General features: G+C 44.5%; 15 protein-coding genes. 4 read left to right on the forward strand and 11 right to left on the reverse strand.

All coding sequences use genetic code 11. The annotated features are described in order from the left end of the window. Positions 1–108: 108 nt before the first annotated feature. A complete protein-coding gene (locus R7O13_RS13235; protein WP_005379248.1) occupies positions 109–726 on the reverse strand; it encodes a c-type cytochrome in 618 nt (205 codons plus the stop codon). A 159-nt stretch (positions 727–885) separates the two neighbouring features. Between R7O13_RS13235 and yihA the strand changes: the two genes are divergently transcribed. Beyond that, positions 886–1545, forward strand: coding sequence for a ribosome biogenesis GTP-binding protein YihA/YsxC (gene yihA / locus R7O13_RS13240; protein WP_017635019.1), 660 nt, complete (start codon positions 886–888; stop codon positions 1543–1545). Between the two features lie 747 nt (positions 1546–2292). Here yihA and polA read toward each other — a convergent pair. The 3 genes from polA to hemB form a co-directional block, all read right to left on the reverse strand. Next, on the reverse strand, positions 2293–5079 hold the full coding sequence (gene polA / locus R7O13_RS13245) for a DNA polymerase I (RefSeq protein WP_318304013.1): 2787 nt from the start codon (positions 5077–5079) through the stop codon (positions 2293–2295). A 619-nt stretch (positions 5080–5698) separates the two neighbouring features. Beyond that, on the reverse strand, positions 5699–6133 hold the full coding sequence (locus tag R7O13_RS13250; RefSeq protein WP_005379245.1) for a GNAT family N-acetyltransferase: 435 nt from the start codon (positions 6131–6133) through the stop codon (positions 5699–5701). 127 nt (positions 6134–6260) lie between these two features. Then, positions 6261–7322, reverse strand: a complete 1062-nt coding sequence (hemB, locus tag R7O13_RS13255) for a porphobilinogen synthase (protein WP_031777176.1) — start codon at positions 7320–7322, stop codon at positions 6261–6263. A 184-nt stretch (positions 7323–7506) separates the two neighbouring features. Here hemB and R7O13_RS13260 point away from each other — a divergent pair, with 184 nt between their 5' ends. Next, positions 7507–8268, forward strand: a complete 762-nt coding sequence (locus tag R7O13_RS13260) for a TatD family hydrolase (protein ID WP_115385649.1) — start codon at positions 7507–7509, stop codon at positions 8266–8268. 459 nt (positions 8269–8727) lie between these two features. On the opposite strand, the gene tatC is transcribed toward R7O13_RS13260, so the two are convergent. From tatC to rmuC, 7 genes are all read right to left on the reverse strand, one after another. Continuing rightward, entirely contained in the window at positions 8728–9480 is a 753-nt protein-coding gene (gene tatC, locus R7O13_RS13265; protein ID WP_005379234.1) for a twin-arginine translocase subunit TatC, read from the reverse strand. Positions 9481–9548: 68 nt separating this feature from the next. Beyond that, positions 9549–9947, reverse strand: a complete 399-nt coding sequence (tatB, locus tag R7O13_RS13270; protein ID WP_158157092.1) for a Sec-independent protein translocase protein TatB — start codon at positions 9945–9947, stop codon at positions 9549–9551. A 3-nt stretch (positions 9948–9950) separates the two neighbouring features. Further along, positions 9951–10196, reverse strand: coding sequence for a Sec-independent protein translocase subunit TatA (gene tatA / locus R7O13_RS13275; protein WP_005382958.1), 246 nt, complete (start codon positions 10194–10196; stop codon positions 9951–9953). A 52-nt stretch (positions 10197–10248) separates the two neighbouring features. Beyond that, a complete protein-coding gene (gene ubiB / locus R7O13_RS13280) occupies positions 10249–11883 on the reverse strand; it encodes a ubiquinone biosynthesis regulatory protein kinase UbiB (protein ID WP_005379226.1) in 1635 nt (544 codons plus the stop codon). Next, complete coding sequence (locus R7O13_RS13285; RefSeq protein WP_005379213.1) at positions 11880–12515, reverse strand: SCP2 domain-containing protein; 636 nt, start codon at positions 12513–12515, stop codon at positions 11880–11882. The genes ubiB and R7O13_RS13285 overlap by 4 nt, the downstream gene beginning before the upstream one ends. A gap of 11 nt (positions 12516–12526) precedes the next feature. Then, positions 12527–13306 (reverse strand): bifunctional demethylmenaquinone methyltransferase/2-methoxy-6-polyprenyl-1,4-benzoquinol methylase UbiE, encoded by a 780-nt coding sequence (gene ubiE / locus R7O13_RS13290; RefSeq protein ID WP_005379210.1) that lies wholly within the window; start codon positions 13304–13306, stop codon positions 12527–12529. 77 nt (positions 13307–13383) lie between these two features. Further along, positions 13384–14916, reverse strand: a complete 1533-nt coding sequence (gene rmuC / locus R7O13_RS13295) for a DNA recombination protein RmuC (protein WP_005379209.1) — start codon at positions 14914–14916, stop codon at positions 13384–13386. A 168-nt stretch (positions 14917–15084) separates the two neighbouring features. Here rmuC and R7O13_RS13300 point away from each other — a divergent pair, with 168 nt between their 5' ends. Together R7O13_RS13300 and R7O13_RS13305 are read left to right on the forward strand one after the other, a co-directional pair. Next, positions 15085–15990, forward strand: coding sequence for a DMT family transporter (locus R7O13_RS13300; RefSeq protein WP_025768291.1), 906 nt, complete (start codon positions 15085–15087; stop codon positions 15988–15990). A gap of 194 nt (positions 15991–16184) precedes the next feature. Continuing rightward, the gene (locus R7O13_RS13305) at positions 16185–18632 is read left to right on the forward strand and encodes an EAL domain-containing protein (RefSeq protein WP_318304016.1); all 2448 of its coding nucleotides are present in this window, start codon (positions 16185–16187) and stop codon (positions 18630–18632) included. Positions 18633–18644 lie beyond the last annotated feature (12 nt).

The following is an 18644-nucleotide window of genomic DNA, read 5'->3' on the forward strand; positions in this document are numbered from 1 at the left end:
AAATGCCCTAGTGGATTCACTAGGGCATTTTTGTACAAGTTGCTCGAACGATGTAGGGACATCTACCCAACCAGCTCAAGATGCAGGTTCTTGAGCGATTTAGGTATATTAGTGCAGACCGCCAACGTATTTAGACAGCACTTCGATATCTTCGTCTGTCATTTTCTTCGCGATGTCGCGCATCATGGCATTCATATCATTACCACGGTCGCCATCACGGAATTTTTCTAGCTGAGCTTTGATGTAGTCAGCATGCTGACCAGAAATTTTCGGGAAACCTGAAAGCTCAGTACCATTGCCACGAGGACCATGACATGCAATACATGCGGTTAGGCCACGCTCGGCATCACCAGCGGTATAAAGCGTTTTGCCTTTTGCTACTACATCTTCAGGTGTTGAGTTTTCTGAAACTGGTAGCGAAGCGTAGTAAGCAGATAGGTCTGCGATATCTTCATCGCTCAGTGGCATTGCCATACCACTCATTACAGGATCGTAACGACCTTGTTTACCACCACTTGTCATGCCTAGCTTAAGTTCTTTTAACTGCTTCTCAAGATACTTAGCGTGTTGGCCTGCGAGTTTCGGGTACGTTGTTATTGCACTGTTGCCATCTGCTCCGTGACAGGCGACACAGGTTTGTGATTTTGCTTTACCAGCCTCAATATTACCTTGGGCCCATACTGAGCAACTGGCTAAAAGACTCAAAATTAGCGCTAATTTCTTCATGACATTCCATTATAATTATCAAGCTTCCAGTACCACGGAATGTGAACATACCGCGTACACTCATGGTACAATAGGCGACCTTATGCCGAGCACGGTTATTTTACACATTTTCACAAAAAAGTAATCAATCGACTACACAAAGTCGAGATGGAGTTAACAGTGAGCGTAAAAATTCATTACCAAAATACGCATTTCATCACCAGCGCACCCGATATTCGTCACCTGCCGGAAGACGAAGGTGTCGAAATTGCGTTTGCAGGACGCTCAAACGCTGGTAAATCGAGTGCACTTAACCGTCTAACTAATCAAAAAAGCTTAGCCAAGACATCAAAGACACCTGGTCGTACGCAATTAATCAACCTTTTCAAAGTAGAAGAAGGTTGTCACATTGTCGATCTACCTGGATACGGTTTTGCTCAAGTACCGGTAGAAATGAAAAACAAATGGCAGAAATCTTTGGGTGAATACCTACAGAAACGCGAGTGCCTAAAAGGCTTAGTGGTTCTAATGGACATTCGTCATCCAATGAAAGATCTCGACCAACAAATGATTTTCTGGGCCATCGATAGCCACATTCCTGTGCAGGTTTTGCTAACCAAAGCAGATAAACTAAAAAGTGGTGCACGCAAACAAACTCTACTGAAAGTTCGTAAGCAAGTAGAAACTTTCGGTGGTGACGTTTCTGTTGATGTGTTCTCCTCACTTAAAGGATTAGGTGTCGATCAGCTACGTGCAAAACTGGATACCTGGTTTGCACCAGCACTAGCACACCTGATAGAAGAAGACGAACAAGAGATACCAGCGAGCGATGAAGAATAATTAACAATATTTGTTAAATTTCTTCGACACGGCCCTGCCATTTGGTGGGGCTTTTGTTTATCTGAACTAAATAACAGGCAATAAAAATCCCCGCCTTCCTGGCAGGGATAACGGGAGAGAAAAATTGGTAATTATTGTTATGTGACGAAGCATTGCTGAACTGAGATTCGATTTCAATAGGTTAAAAAGCGCTCTTGTTTCCTGTGTATCACCAAACATTCACTCCAAAAACACCCAATAGCGTTACAATTCAGACAGTTAAGCCAAGCAAAGCTTCAAAAAGATGTAACTTAGTTTCTTTCAAGAAAAAATAATAGTGTGACTGGCGTAAATTTACAGGATGAATAACGCAATAAATTTGAAGGAAAAATCGAGATTTTGCAGTGACTTAGAAAGGTCAAAAAAGAAGGTTTCTGAAGGTTTGCTTTAAGCTACTGATCCAAAAGAATAATTTTCTTTTGCCCAATAAAAAACGCCCCAGTCAAAAACTGACTGGGGCGGCTGAATCAGCCTAATCCAATAACGTGAAACAAAAGGTCTGAAAGATAGAACATCTTACCTCTGTACCCTACGAGTATTAATGTACAACAATTGGTCAGAATTGCAAAGAATTTTTGTAGTTTTTTTTCATGAATTTTTTATTAAGCAACATCAAAGTTAACTTTGCTCTAGCTTTTTTAATCTCAAAAAAAAGCCAGCGTTTGTGCGCTGGCTCATAATTAATTGGTTATTTTGGTCTAAAAGTGACTAATGAGCTTGATCCCAGTTATCACCATGACCTGCTTCTGCAACCAACGGTACTTTTAGCTCTGCTGCAGATTCCATCAATTTCTGTACTTTACTTTCAATTTCGGACAATGATGACTCTTCAACTTCAAAGACCAATTCATCGTGTACTTGCATTAATAACTTCACACGACCATTGCCTTCTTCCTGAATCCACTGATCAACCAACAGCATCGCTTTCTTAATGATGTCCGCAGCCGTACCTTGCATTGGTGCGTTGATTGCCGCACGTTCAGCAGCTTTACGACGCATCCCGTTGCGTGATTTGATTTCTGGTAAATGCAAACGTCGACCAAAAATCGTTTCAACATACCCTTTATCTGCTGCCGTGCTGCGTGTGTCTTCCATGTACTGCATCACGCCTGGGTAACGTTCAAAGTATGTATCCATGTACGCTTGAGCCTCACCACGAGGAATGCCTAATTGCTTCGCCAAACCAAACGCACTCATGCCGTAAATAAGACCGAAATTAACCGCTTTCGCACGACGACGTTGCTCACTTGAAACGTCTTCAATAGAAACACCCATGATTTCTGCTGCGGTTGCCGCGTGGATATCTTTGCCATCACGGAATGCATCCAATAACGCTTGGTCACCAGAAAGGTGCGCCATGATGCGAAGTTCGATTTGCGAGTAGTCGACCGCTAAGATTTTATGCCCTGATGGCGCGACAAACGCTTGACGAATACGACGGCCAGCTTCGTTACGAATTGGAATGTTCTGTAAGTTCGGATCAGTAGAAGATAGACGACCCGTTGCAGTCACTGCTTGGTGGTAAGAAGTATGCACGCGCCCCGTTGATGGGTTGATCATCTTCGGCAGTTTGTCGGTGTAAGTTGATTTTAGCTTCGCCAAACCACGGTATTCCAAAATCAGTTTTGGTAGTGGGTAGTCTAGCGCGAGTTCTTGCAGAACTTCTTCATTCGTCGATGGTGTGCCTGATGGCGTTTTCTTCACAACCGGTAAACCCATTTTTTCAAATAGGATGGCTTGTAATTGCTTTGGCGAGTTCATGTTAAACTCTTGCTCTGCAATTTCGTACGCTTTCTTTTCAAGCTCATCAAGGCGAGCGGTAATCTCGACCGACTGCGCACTCAGCTTCATTTCATCGATAAAGACCCCAGTGCGTTCAATGCGCGAAAGAACTGGCACCAACGGCATTTCAATCTCTTCGTAAACTGTCTTCAGGCTTTCATCCTGCTCGATATTAGCAAACAAGCGATTGTGCAGACGAAGGGTCACATCCGCATCTTCTGCCGCGTATGGCGATGCTTGTTCCAGTTCGATTTGGTTAAACGTAAGCTGATTTTTGCCTTTACCTGCAATTTGCTCAAAAGAAATGCAGCTGTGCTGTAGGAAGCGAAGCGCCAAGCTGTCCATATCGTGTTTACCGCCGACACTGTTGTAGATATACGATTCCAACATCGTGTCGTGCTTGATACCTTTTAGCTCAATGTCGTAACGAGCGAGTACAGACGCATCATACTTTAAGTTTTGACCGACTTTTGCTTTCGCTGCATCTTCAAGAATTGGCTTCAGCTGTTCTAGTACCCAATCACGATCAAGCTGTTCAGGCGCATCTAAATAGTCATGTGCAACTGGCACATAAGCCGCAATACCTTCATCGACAGCGAATGACAAACCAACTAGATTCGCTAGCATGTAATCTAGGTTATCGGTCTCCGTATCAAATGCAAACAGCTCAGCCGTTTGAAGTTTATCTAGCCAAGCATTGAAGGTTTCTTTATCCAGAATTGTTTCATATTGGCTGCGATCGATTGTTACCGAAGAAGTTTCCATCTCGGCTTGAGAAGAAGAAGCTTGTGAAGATCCTGCAAGCTCTACGGCCTCCACAGATCCAGAACCGCCTTCAAGTAGTTCATTCAACCAAGATTTAAACGTCAGTTGGCCATATAGCTTCACTAATTCGTCTTTATTTGGTTCCGCTTTCAGCAATGATTCTGGCGTTTCCTCAAGCTCAACATCCAATTTTATGGTCGCTAGCTCATACGAAAGCATGGCATTTTCTTTGTTGTCGATGAGCTTTTTCGCCATGGTTTTAGAACCACGGAAACCAAGCCCTGCAATATCATCGAGGTTTTCATACAACTTCGTCAGACCACCAATGCCTTGCAGTAGTGCGGTCGCTGTTTTATCACCGACACCCGGTACACCAGGAATGTTATCTACTTTATCGCCCATCAGTGCTAAGTAGTCGATGATCAACTCAGGTGGAATGCCAAACTTTTCAACCACACCTTCACGATCCATTACGACGTTCGTCATGGTGTTGATCAAGGTAATGTTATCATCCACTAGCTGCGCCATGTCTTTATCACCAGTACTGATCAATACAGGCATGCCCTTTTGTGATGCTTGGTATGCTAACGTACCGATGACGTCATCCGCCTCGACGCCAGGAACACAGATCAGCGGCAAACCCATTGCACGAATAACATTGTGTAATGGTTCAATTTGACAACGCAGGTCATCCGGCATTGGCGGACGATTCGCTTTGTATTCTGCATACATATCATCACGAAAGGTTTTTCCCTTTGCATCGAAAACCACCGCGATGCGCTCAGACGCAAACTGACGCATCATGCTGCGTAACATGTTCACGACGCCGTAAACGGCATTAGTTGGAATTTCACCATTGCTCATGGTGCCCGGGTAGGCGTGAAAAGCGCGATATAGGTAAGAAGAGCCGTCGATAAGGATCAACGGATTTTCAGGAATACTTGCCATAATTGTCTGTATCCAATTCAGTACTTGAGAGATCTGCCTAGGATGCCATGACTGCTGATCCGAATCTATCTTGTTCGCTCGATCTAGGTCGCGTAAATTTTTCCGACTTTATTCACGAAAACACCACCTCCTGTGGATAACTCTGTTTATAGAAATTATCCACTGGTTATCCAATAACAAAAAACACAAGAAAACACCAACTCAAATCATTGATTTATAGTAATAAATTCGCATAACGGCGAGAAGATCAACGATCCTAAAATGATCATCGCATGTGGAAAAGATATTAATAGTGACGTCAAATAGAAATCGTAGAAAAGAAAAAAGCGACCCGAATGGGGTCGCCTAGCAGAAGTGGTAAAGCAAATTCTGTAAATAGAGCAGCTTAACCAAGAAGCTATAAATTACACTGGAAGCAATGTGAGCAATGTCGTGTCAAAAAGAATTCGTGCAAGTTCTCGGAAAAATGTTTCATCACTTCTCAACTTTCAGTTAATTAACTTCTGTTAATAAGTCACTCAACGTCCTTGTGAACTTTCCTCATTCCCTAAGACAGTTTTAATAATAATGATTCTCATTTCGTAGTCAACAGTTAAATGAGAAAAAATCTCATTTATTTTCACATTGCTTTAATGAAATGCACTCGAGACTCTCGAAGATTTACTTTTTCTTCAAACTTTTCAATGATATAGCCATTTCTCAATAACAAGCGAAGCATAGCCGGAAACTGGTTTCGAGATTTCACTTTTAATGTGTTGTAGCCTTGTTCTGCCACCCAATCCTCTTGAGCTTCCAAAAGCAGCTGTGCCACGCCTTCATTTCGAGCTTCAGGGACAACACCACCTAACCAGCTATAGAAAACACCATCCTCTAATTCGTAACCTATTTTGAAGCCGACAATCGTGCCATTTTTTTCTGCAACGAGGATTAAACTGTTTTTCTCTTCTAAACGTTGAGTCATGGAGTCTACCGTTTCTCCTTTCGAAAACTCGGTAACACGCGCCACAACTTGAAGTGCTTCTTCCAATGTGCCTTCACGAATCAGCATTGTCATTGTTCTCTTCTCCAAAATAAAAATACCCAAGCACCTTGGATTGTTACTGTTGTAATCCGCCTGAGGTTACTTGGGTATATACAGACGAACAACTCTTGTTGGTCTGGTATTTCTCACTGAGCGATAATTACTCTTCTGTCGCTTCCGGAGTACGATTTAGGTGTTGAGCAGTTTGTGCATTCTCTTCTGCCAACCACTCAGCAACGTCTTTCGCAAAGTACGTTAAGATGCCATCTGCACCTGCACGTTTGAAGCACAATAGTGATTCCATCACAATTTCACGCTCTTTGAGCCAGCCATTCATGATCGCCGCTTTATGCATCGCGTACTCGCCAGAGACTTGATAAGCAAATGTCGGTACTTGAAGTTCAGTTTTTACTCGGCGAACTACATCTAAGTATGGCATACCAGGTTTAACCATCACCATGTCCGCACCTTCATTGATGTCTAGCGCCACTTCGTGAATCGCTTCATCAATGTTTGCTGGGTCCATTTGGTAGTTTTTCTTGTTGCCGCCTTTTAGATTTGAAGAAGAGCCAACCGCATCACGGAATGGTCCGTAGTAGTTCGATGCGTACTTAGCCGAGTAAGCCATGATTTGAGTATGAATGTAGCCCGCGTTTTCTAATGCTTCGCGGATCTTACCAATTCGGCCATCCATCATGTCTGAAGGCGCGACTACGTCAGCACCCGCTTCTGCATGAGACAAAGCCTGCTTAACCAATACTTCTGTGGTTTCATCATTCATTACGTAGCCATCTTCATCGATGATGCCGTCTTGGCCATGTGTCGTGAATGGGTCGAGTGCCACGTCTGTGATTACACCAATTTGAGGAATGTGTTCTTTAAGCGCTCGTACTGCTCGCTGAACCAAACCTTCTGGGTTGTAGGCTTCAGTAGCACATAAGCTTTTAGCGTCTTGGTTTACGACAGGGAAAAGCGCGATTGCTGGAACGCCTAGATTTGCAAGGTATTGTGCTTCTTCTAGCATTAAATCAATCGACAAACGCTCTACACCCGGCATGGACTCCACGCTCTCACGACGATCTTTACCCATAAGAATGAACATTGGGTAAATCAGATCATTAACAGAAAGTTGGTTCTCAGCCATCAAACGACGACTAAAATCGTGCTTACGTAAACGACGCATACGGCGTGCAGGGAATGGACCTTGAATTGATACAGACACCATTTTCTCCTTGTCTGGACGGTTATGATGATCAAATCATCTGGTGAACAAAATCATATCACTCTTGATGCATGTTGCGAGTGACAATCTGGAAAAAGGTAATGAAAAAAACTGAAAATGACCCAGCACTCACACTCAAGTATACTTCGAATACGAAACCAACCATGAAGCACAGAGAGTAACGATGATCGATACCCACGCGCACATCTATGCTAGCGAATTTGATAACGACCGCGATGAAGTAGTACAACGCGCCTTAACGCAAGGCATTAATAAAATCCTGTTGCCAAACATCGATCTGGACTCAATTGAGCCCATGCTAAAAACCGAAGCGGCATATCCTGACGTATGCCACTCAATGATGGGGCTGCACCCTTGTTATGTGGACAGCAATGTTGAACAAACGTTGGAGATCATCCGCGGTTGGTTTGAGAAACACAAGTTTATTGCGGTGGGCGAAATTGGTATCGACCTATATTGGGATAAAACCTATCGTGCTGAGCAAGAAATGGCGTTCGTAGCTCAACTTAACTGGGCAAAAGAGATGGATTTACCAGTCGTTATCCACACTCGTGATTCGATTGAAGAAACACTCACTTTGCTACGACAAGAGCAAGATGGTCGTCTGCGTGGTGTATTCCACTGTTTTGGAGGCAGCTTAGAAGAAGCACAAGCAATCAATGAGCTAGGCTTCCACTTAGGCTTGGGTGGCGTATCAACCTTTAAGAATGGCGGGATGGATAAAGTCATTCCACATTTGGATATGCAGTGGGTCATTTTAGAAACCGACTGTCCATATTTAGCGCCGGTGCCACACCGTGGTAAACGTAATGAACCAGCCTACACTTCTCTCGTTGCACAACGTGTTGCCGACTTGCGTGATGTCGACATCGCAACCATCGATGCCATAACGACTGAGAATGCCAAAAAGCTGTTTAATATTTAATTCACGAGAATTGAAAAAAGCGACGAAATCAACGTCGCTTTTTTATCACCTAAACTATTGAATGAACGATTCAACCCGTTGAAATAGTAGAACAATCCATACAAAATTATTGATAAACATAATAATTAACTAGCAACTCTACTTACTTCTCATATCGTCACTTTACTTCGTCCGCTTTGCAAAACTGTCGACAACTCGACACATTATTTTTCTATACTGATTTACGCCCATTAATTAGCACAAATGTAAAACAGCATGAATATGGAAGTTGAAGTGTGTACACATGGTGCTTACTTACAACGCGTACCGCGCAGTTTTTTTCAAAAGCTGCTGGGCATCAAGGAAGTATACGTATGCACAAAATGTGGTTACGTCATGAAAGTTAAGTAATTAGCCCAAGAAAAAACCAACCGCAAAAAAAGCGGCTCAATTGAGCCGCTTTTCACATCTAGATTAGCCTTATTCTTCGGTTTCCGCTTCTACTTCTTCGCTTCGACGAGTATAAAAACGCGCGAAGAACAAACCGACTTCAAACAGTAAACACATCGGAATAGCGAGTAAGGTTTGCGAGATCATGTCTGGTGGCGTTAACACCATACCTACGACAAACGCAGCCACTATAATATAAGGACGTTTCTGTCTTAAATCTTCTGGTGTAGTGGCCCCAGTCCAACACAACAAAATAATCGCAACAGGCACCTCAAATGCGATACCAAACGCCATAAATAGCGCCAGCACAAAGTCGAGATAACTCGAGATATCAGTTGCAAACTCTACTCCACCAAGAGAGATGGCGGTAAAGAAGCCAAACACCAATGGAAATACCACGAAGTAGGCAAATGCAACTCCACAGTAGAACAATAGCGAACTAGAGAATAGCAGTGGCATGATCAATCGACGTTCATGCTTGTACAAACCTGGCGCTACAAATGCCCACACTTGATACAAGATAAACGGCACCGCAATAAATACCGAAGCAATTAACGTCAGCTTAAGTGGCGTAAAAAAAGGTGACGCTACATCCGTAGCAATCATGGTCGCGCCTTCAGGTAGACGTTCTACTAAAGGTGCGGAAACAAACTCGTAAATGTGGTTAGAGAAATAAATTAGTCCAACAAACACGACCAACACTGCGAGGATTGAACGCAGTAGTCGGTTGCGAAGCTCCAACAAATGACTAATTAAAGGTTGTGTCTGCTCGACGGTAGACATGGCAAACCTCTTATTAAAAACCAGATCAAAAAGGAGCTACCAATCACTAGTAGCTCCTCCTAATGAGACTATTCGGCTTTCTTATCTGCCGCTGTAACCTTGCTCTCTTGCGCTTTCTCTACCTTTTCTGCTGCTGGCTCTGTTTTTACAGGCTCAGCCTCTGAATCGATGTTCTTTGCGTAAGGACGATTTACAGATTGCGCTGCCTTCTTCAACTCTTCAACTGAAGATTTCAACTCAGGGGACAAATCATCCATCCCCATTTGTTCTGCTTTGCGCAAGTTTTCTTGCAGCTCTTGGACTTTCAGCTCGTGTGACAATTCGTCTTTGACGCTATTTGCCATACTCTTAGCGGCACCGATAAAGCGAGACACGCTGCGAATAGCATGAGGCAAACGCTCCGGCCCAAGAACGACCAGACCAACAACAGATATTAATACCAGTTCCCAAAAACCGATATCAAACACGTTTTACGCCTGCTCTTTGTCTTTTTTCGTTTCAGGAGCAGCTTCTTTTTTCTGCTGCTCTTCTAGACTTTTTGGTTCGAAGTCTGCGTCTTTGTCATTTTTCGCAGGTTCATCTTCGCTCATCGCTTTTTTGAAGCCCTTAACGGCACCACCCAGATCGCCACCGATACCGCGTAGTTTCTTTGTTCCGAATAGCAATACAACAATTACAGCAATGATTAGAAGTTGCCAAACACTGATACCACCCATTCTCTTTACCTCGGGTCTTTAAACAAACAAAAATATTTCAAGAGTTTAACGTCTATTGACGATAAGCTCGCCAACTAAGCAGCCAAAATGTGACACCTGCGATACCGCAGGCCAACGAAAGCTGCTCAAAAGCATCGTTCACCAATATTGCCGAGCATACGACTAAAGTCGCGCCAACGCCAAACAAAAACTTTCCTGTCGCCTGCTGGCGCTTGCTCTGGCGATACCCTTGATAAAGCTGATCCATACGTTGATTCATCGCTTTACCTTGTTTCAGGCTATCGTAAAGTAGCTCTGGCAGTTCAGGTAATTTCTCTGCCCAAAATGGTGCGCGGTCTTTAATCGCATTCACTAGAGCTTGCGGCCCAACTTGATTCATCATCCATTCTTCCAGGAATGGTTTTGCGGTCTCCCACAAATCAAGTTGAGGATATAGCTGCCTACCAAGCCCTTCCACGTACAACAGCGTTTTTTGCAACAGTACAAGTTGTGGCTGAACCTCCATATTGAATCGACGTGCCGTGTTGAACAAATTCAACAACACATGACCAAAGGAGATTTCGCACAATGGCTTAGCAAAAATAGGCTCACACACAATGCGAATCGCGAACTCAAACTCATCGACATTGGTATCCGCAGGCACCCACCCTGAATCCACATGTAACTCCGCCACTCGGCGGTAGTCACGATTGAAAAACGCCAGGAAGTTTTCCGCCAGATAACGCTTGTCTTCGCTATTAAGTGTACCAACGATTCCGCAATCTAGCCCTATCCACATTGGGTTCTCTGGATGTTCGGGTTTGACGAACACATTACCCGGATGCATATCGGCATGGAAAAAGCTGTCTCGGAACACCTGAGTGAAGAACACACTCACACCGCGTTCCGCGAGCAATTTCATATTGGTGCCATTTGCTTTCAAGCCTTCAATATCAGAGACTTGAATGCCATATATTCGCTCAGAAACCATGACAGTTTCATTACTGAAGTCGGGAAAAACTTCAGGAACATATAATTCTTCGCTGCCTTCAAAGTTGCGGCGCAACTGAATGGCATTCGCCGCCTCACGTCGCAAGTCGAGTTCATCAAGCAGGGTTTTCTCGTATTCACGCACGACTTCAACTGGTTTTAAACGACGTGCTTCAGGCATCGCTCCGGCGACTATACGCGCCATTCGGTGCATCAGTTTTAGATCTGAATCAATGACTGGGCGAATATCTGGGCGGATAACCTTTAATACCACTTCTTGGTTAGTGTCTTTTATGCGCGCAGTATGTACCTGAGCAATCGACGCAGACGCCAGTGGTTTGATATCAAACTCGGTAAACCATTTTTCTAACGGACCACCTAATGCTTGCTCCATCTGCTTTTTTGCCAACTCGCCATCAAAAGGCGCGACTTGGTCTTGAAGTAAAGCTAGGGGATCAGCGATATGCGGAGGAAATAAGTCACGGCGCGTCGACATCATCTGACCGAACTTAATCCAAACCGGCCCCAGCTCTTGCAGTGCTAAACGCAGACGTTCACCGAGTGGTTTTTCTGGGTGCTTGTTCTTAATCCAAAACAAGCTTTTGCGCAGTAAAAGCGGCGCTTTGGTCAGTTGGTGATCGGGAAGCAGCTCATCTAAGCCGTATTCCAGTTGTACTTTGGCGATGTGGTATAAGCGCTTTAGTTCTGCTGGCGTCATGGTTTCTCCAATGCAGGCTTATCTGCATCCAGCTTATTCAGCAAAGCCGTTAAACGAGCTTCAATGCGAGAAGCCTGGCTGCGAACCTCATCAACTTGGTCGCAGAAATAGGCCACTTCTAACGGAGCGGGAGCCAGTTTCCATTCTTCAGTCACTACTTGCGCAAGATGACGCTGGTGTTTTTCTGCTTGAGACGCAAGAAAGTTGCCGATGTTTTTTGAACCTTGCACAAAGGTATGTGCGGCGACATCGCCAGTCACGCGAGACAACCACTCTTCAACATCTGGTTTGCAATCCACCATCAACTGAGAGAATTTCTGCGCCAATTGAATATCGCCTTCGAGTTCAAGTTTATCTTGTTTAATAAGACGAGTGATGTTGGCCTGATCGCGCAGCTCTGGTAACACACTCAAGTTGAGCGATAGATAGCAGTTAGGCTGCCCTTCGTAATGACCAAGCACATCAATTTGCTGACTAAAAACGAATGTCAGTGTTTTATTGATCTCTTTCAGGTGAACTTGAATAACTTGACCTTTTAGACGCGCTAAACGACGGCCCAATGCAGGGTCGTCTTTGATCAGTGTATTCAGTGACGTTTCAATCACAGCGGTGATAAGTGGTTCAAATGGCATGCCGTTAACCCTTAGAATTTATAACCGCGATGCAAAGCCACAATACCACCAGTTAAGTTGTAGTATTTGGTGTTTTCAAAACCTGCGTCTTGCATCATGCCTTCCAGCGTTTCTTGGTCTGGATGCATACGGATTGACTCCGCTAGGTAGCGGTAACTCTCTGAGTCATTCGCAACTAGCTCACCGATTCTCGGCAACAAGTGGAATGAATATGCGTCGTATACTTTCGATAACGGCTCTAGCACTGGTTTTGAAAATTCCAACACCAATAGACGGCCGCCTGGCTTCAGTACGCGGAACATTGAACGAAGCGCTTTGTCTTTGTCTGTCACATTACGCAAACAAAAACTGATGGTGATAACATCAAAATAATCATCAGGGAACGGCAGTTCTTCTGCGTTGGCTTGAACGTAATGCACGTTACCCACAATACCGTTGTCACGCAGTTTATCGCGACCAACGTTAAGCATTGAGTTATTGATATCGGCAAGGATGACATGGCCTTCATCGCCAACAATGCGCGAGAATTTCGCCGTCAAATCCCCCGTACCACCACCTAGGTCAAGAATACGCTGGCCAGGGCGAGCGCCACTACAATCGATAGTGAAGCGCTTCCAAAGGCGGTGAATACCACCTGACATCAGGTCATTCATGATGTCGTATTTTGTTGCCACGGAGTGGAATACTTCGGCAACCTTAGTCACTTTTTCGTCTTTTGCCACTGTAGAGAAACCAAAGTGAGTGGTTTCATTCTCTAACGCTGTATTGGATTGCAAACTTGTGTCCGTCATTCTAATTCCTCTTAGGCAGCGCTTTCCTCTACGGGGCGTTTGTTGACAAATAAAATCGCCCACTGCACTGCGGGCGATTAGTTTACTTTATCCTCAGCCGGATGTCTTTCTACTAACGGGTCATTTTCTGAAAATGCATCACTCTGCGCTAACTGCGCGAGGTCGGAAGAAATCGGTCGTTTAATTTCAACTCCCAAGTGTTTAAAGCTTTCGGCTTGGCGAATCACATTTCCGCGCCCTGTGGCAAGCTTGTTCATCGCACCTTGATAGCTTTGATTCGCCTTATCCAGCGCACCACCGAGCCCCTCCATGTCGTCTACAAACAATCGTAATTTGTCGTAGAGTTTTGTCGCACGCTGCGCAATCATTTTGGCGTTTTCATTTTGGCGTTCATTACGCCATAGATTATCAATGGTGCGCAGTGCCACCAGCAACGTTGTTGGGCTCACCAAAATGATGTTTTGCTCCATCGCGTCTTTAATCAAGCTCGGATCGGCTTGAATCGCGACTTGGAACGCCGGCTCAACCGGAATAAACATAAGTACATAGTCCAAACTCTGAATACCTTTGAGTTTGTGGTAGTCCTTCATGCTTAACCCTTTGATATGTGCACGTAGAGCAGCTAAGTGCGCATTCAAAGCCTGATCGCGCTCAGCATCAGTTTCGGCGTTGAAGTAGCGCTCATAGGCAACCAGCGCCATTTTAGAATCCACAACCACTTGTTTGTTTTGTGGGAGATGAACAATGACATCAGGTTGGTAACGCTTCCCTGCTTCATTTTGTAAGTTCACCTGAGTCTGATATTCGTGTCCTTCACGCAAGCCAGATTCGGCAAGTACCCTAGCGAGCACCACTTCGCCCCAGTTACCTTGCTGTTTGTTGTCACCTTTCAACGCTTGGGTCAAATTAACCGCTTCGCGCGTCATTTGCTCATTCAAACGTTGCAGGTTTTTCAGCTCATGCACTAAGGTATGGCGCTCTTTAGCTTCTTGGCTAAAGCTGTCATTAACGTGCTTTTTGAACCCTTCTAACTGTTCTCTAAGCGGTGACAACAAGCCTTCTAAACTCTGACGGTTTTGCAAATCGACCTTCGCGGTTTTTTCTTCAAACAGTTGGTTAGCCAAGTGCTCAAATTGCTGTTTCAGGCGCGCTTCCGCTTGCTCTAGAATTTGCAGTTTTTCGGCATTGGCTTGGTTTATTTGCTCATGGCGAGCTTGCTGCTCACGCAGTTGCGTTTCTAGACGTGATTTGTGTTCACGCATCTGACCAAGCTCATCAAAGTATTGCTGGCGCTCTTGCTTTACGGCCTCGAAGTAACGCAGCTTTTCCATAGCTGCCATCAGCTTTCCATGTGTTTGGCGTACTTCAAACGCGGCTTTATCGCGCTCATCATCTAATTCATCCAACTCTTGCTGGGCATCGGCAAGGCTTTGCTTGACCTGTTCAAGTTGCTGTTGATGAAGCTGTTTTTCTGAAACAAGTTGTTGCTCGAGAAGCTGAGTTTGGGTGATAAAACGCTGTTTCACCCACCAACCGGCAGCGACACCACTAAGCGTGGCAGCACAAAGAGAAGAGAGAATGAGAGATTGGTACTCAAGAATCCATTGCATAATAGCGAGTTAGCCTGTGTTTTGTATCTATAACAATGGTATTTAGACACTGGATAAATGTCCAGTTTGTTGGATGAAAAATCCTCGCATACACTAGGCCTTCCTATAATATTCTTTCTTCCGCTCAAATTATCCAAACCGAGCGGTACATCATCACGCAGAGGCATCATGAACGAGCGTCGCGCCCTAGGATTTGGGCTCTCAGCAGTATTACTTTGGTCTACCGTTGCAACCGCATTTAAACTCACGCTGGCAGAATTTACGCCAATTCAAATGCTATGCATTGCCAGCATCGTCTCTGCGATTGCGCTAACAGTAATCTGTGGTGTGCAAGGTAAATTGGGCCAGTTAAGCGCTACATTTTTCTCAAACCCTTGGTATTACCTACTGCTTGGGTTGATTAACCCTTTGGCGTATTACGTTATTCTGTTCAAAGCATATGACTTGCTGCCCGCATCTCAGGCTCAAGCGATCAACTACAGCTGGGCCATCACCTTAACGTTAATGGCCGCTGTTTTCTTAGGACAAAAGATCCGTGGTAAGGACTGGCTGGCTTGCGGTTTTAGTTATGTCGGCGTGATAGTGATTGCCACACAAGGCAATCTTTTAGGCATGGAATTTGAAAGCCCGTTGGGTGTTGGTCTTGCTCTGCTATCAACGCTGCTGTGGGCCGGTTACTGGATTTTAAATACCAAAAATAAGGCCGACCCTGTGGTTGGCGTTCTGCTCGGCTTTTTGGTCGCTATTCCATTCGCCATTGGTTTAAGTCTTTATGAAGGTGCGAGCTGGCAGGCAATCTCAATTAAAGGCTGGGCAGCGGTGACGTATGTCGGACTGTTTGAAATGGGGATCACTTTCGTTTTGTGGCTGAGCGCACTCAAATCAACGCAAAACACCGCGCGTATCAGTAATCTGATCTTTGCTTCTCCATTTATCTCACTCATGTTGTTAGCTACCATCATCGGCGAAGAAATTCATCCTTCAACCTTGATTGGCCTGGTATTGATCATCAGTGGCTTAGTCATTCAGCAAGTCTCATGGGGCAAGAAAACCAAAGCGGTAAACGCTTCTTAATCACCTATCAAAAGCCCTAAAAAACGATGCAATAAGTTGGATAAAAAAGAGATATAGATAACATTTTAATGATAGAAAGCACTTTACGCTGCTAGGATTTAGCTACGCGTTGGATACGATACTCACAAAGCCCAATAGCTTACGCTAGATTCTAATATAATTACCTTTGGGCGATTTAGGACTCGTTATTAATTATGTTTCGCTTCGCTATTCCTTCGCCTTTGATGGCAGACTGGCAACACGTTCTGCGACAATGCTGTGATGTAACTCAAGCTCAGGGACAGCTTTATACTCTGAGCGATACTCAGCAGTGGCTATCGACTGAGGTGTCCACCTCAACCCAAAATCATCGTGCTATCATCGATGTGATAACGCAAGTTGTCGATCACTTTACGCCGACAGATTTTACAGCTAGCCATACCCCCTTTGAAGAGCAAACCTTGAGCATTGGACCGATTTGGCTACCTAATGGCGAATTGCTTGCCGTACTGACACTGACTCACCCTAATGATCAATCAACGGTTGTTTCGGCATGGCTAAGCGCAATCGCGGGGCGGATCAGCTTTGATATCAACTTGCACTGGCAGCAAGAACAAACGCGACATCAAAGCGCGGAAATAAAGCCAACACCAACACTACAAGAGTTTATCGACTGCCTTGAAGACCACGTGTGGATAAAAGGCATGGATGGCCTTTATTCGATGACCAACCGAAGCGTAGAAAACGCGTGGCAAAAAACCAACAGTGAAATCATTGGAAAAGACGATTTTGCCCTGTTTAGCCATGAACGTGCGGAAAAATTCATTGATGCCGATAAATTGGTGGTTGCCACTGGCACGCAAAATATTGTTGAAGAATGCCGTCAAATTGATGAAAACAATAACCCCACTTGGCTAGAAACCATTAAGTCTCCTGTCCGTGATCATGCGGGAAACTTAATCGGCATTCTGGGGATGACACGTAACATCACCCGCCGAAAAATGGTAGAAACGCAGCTCTCCTTAGCGTCCCAAATTTTCAACAATTCGCAAGAAGGCATGGTCATTACAGACCGCAATGCCAACATCATTGATGTAAACACGGCTTTTACCCAAATTACAGGTTACCGCTCTGAAGAGGTGATAGGAAAAAACCCACGAATTCTGCGCTCAGGTCATCATGATCAAGGTTTCTATCAACAGTTGTGGCATCAACTCGAAAACAAAGGCCAATGGAAAGGCGAATTCATCAACAGAAAGAAAGATGGCAGCATTTATCCGCAATTAGCGACCATTAGCGCCGTAATGGACGATAAAAACCACCTTATTAACTACATTTGTGTGTTTGAAGATATCTCTGTGCGTAAGGCACACGAAGAAAAGCTGCAACGCATGGCTTTTTACGATCCATTAACCAATCTACCTAATCGAACCCATTTACTCAGCTTACTTGAGCAACACATCGAAACCGGACACAAAAACCAGCAGACGTTTGCCACCCTATTCTTAGATATCGACCATTTCAAACACATCAACGATAGCATGGGCCATTTCTGTGGTGACCAATTGCTGTCTAAGTTAGCGATTCGTCTGCAAGATGTGCTTCACCTCACTGCGCATGTGGCTCGCATTGGCGGCGATGAATTTGTGATTATTTTGCCAGACATCCATAGTGATGTTGCCTTACTGGAAACCGTCGGCGATATTCTAAGCGTATTCCAGCAACCATTCGACTTGGCAAATCACGACTCACTTCGTGTCTCGACCAGTATTGGTATTGCCTTGTACCCAAGAGACGGTCAAGACAGTGAAACCTTACTGAAAAACGCAGACACCGCGATGTACTTAGCGAAGAAAAATGGACGCAACGGCTACGCGTTTTACTCACCGGATTTGACCGATAAATCCGTATCCCATGTACGCATTCAATCCGCTTTGCATCAAGCAATAGAAAAACAACAACTCCGGTTAGAATTCCAACCGCAATACAATTTGGAACAAAATACGATTGTCGGCGTGGAAGCTTTATTACGCTGGCAGCATCCAGAGTTTGGCCTTGTACCACCAGCAGACTTTATTCCAATTGCAGAAAAAACAGGGCTGATTCAAAGCATTGGTGAGTGGGTGTTACAACAAGCTTGTTTGCAAGGTAATGCTTGGCTGGACCAAGGCATCGAGTTTGGCAAAATCGCCGTCAATGTTTCTGCGTTGCAGCTTCAGCAGTCAAATTTCATTCAGCGATTAAGTACTATCCTCGATAACACCGGATACCCTGCCCAACGGTTAGATTTGGAGATCACAGAGAGCTTTTTACTGATCGACCCTCAGCAAGCCATTGCATCGTTAAATCAATTAAGAGAACTGGGTATTGAGATTTCTCTGGATGACTTTGGAACTGGCTATTCGTCTTTGTCTTACTTGAAAGGTTTGCCAATCAACAAACTGAAAATTGACCGCTCATTTGTCAGTGATGTCCCAAGTAATAGCGACAGCAACGCGATTGTGAATGCCATTATTGCCATGGGAAAAACGCTGTCGTTGAAAGTCGTCGCGGAAGGGATAGAAACTCGGGAACAAGCCGATTATTTATTCGAAAAAGGCTGTATTTATGGTCAGGGATATTTATTTAGTCAGCCAGTGAGCGCTGAAAAACTGTTTCGTTGAACCAGCTTGCTC

The organism is Vibrio sp. Y176, assembly GCF_033438945.1.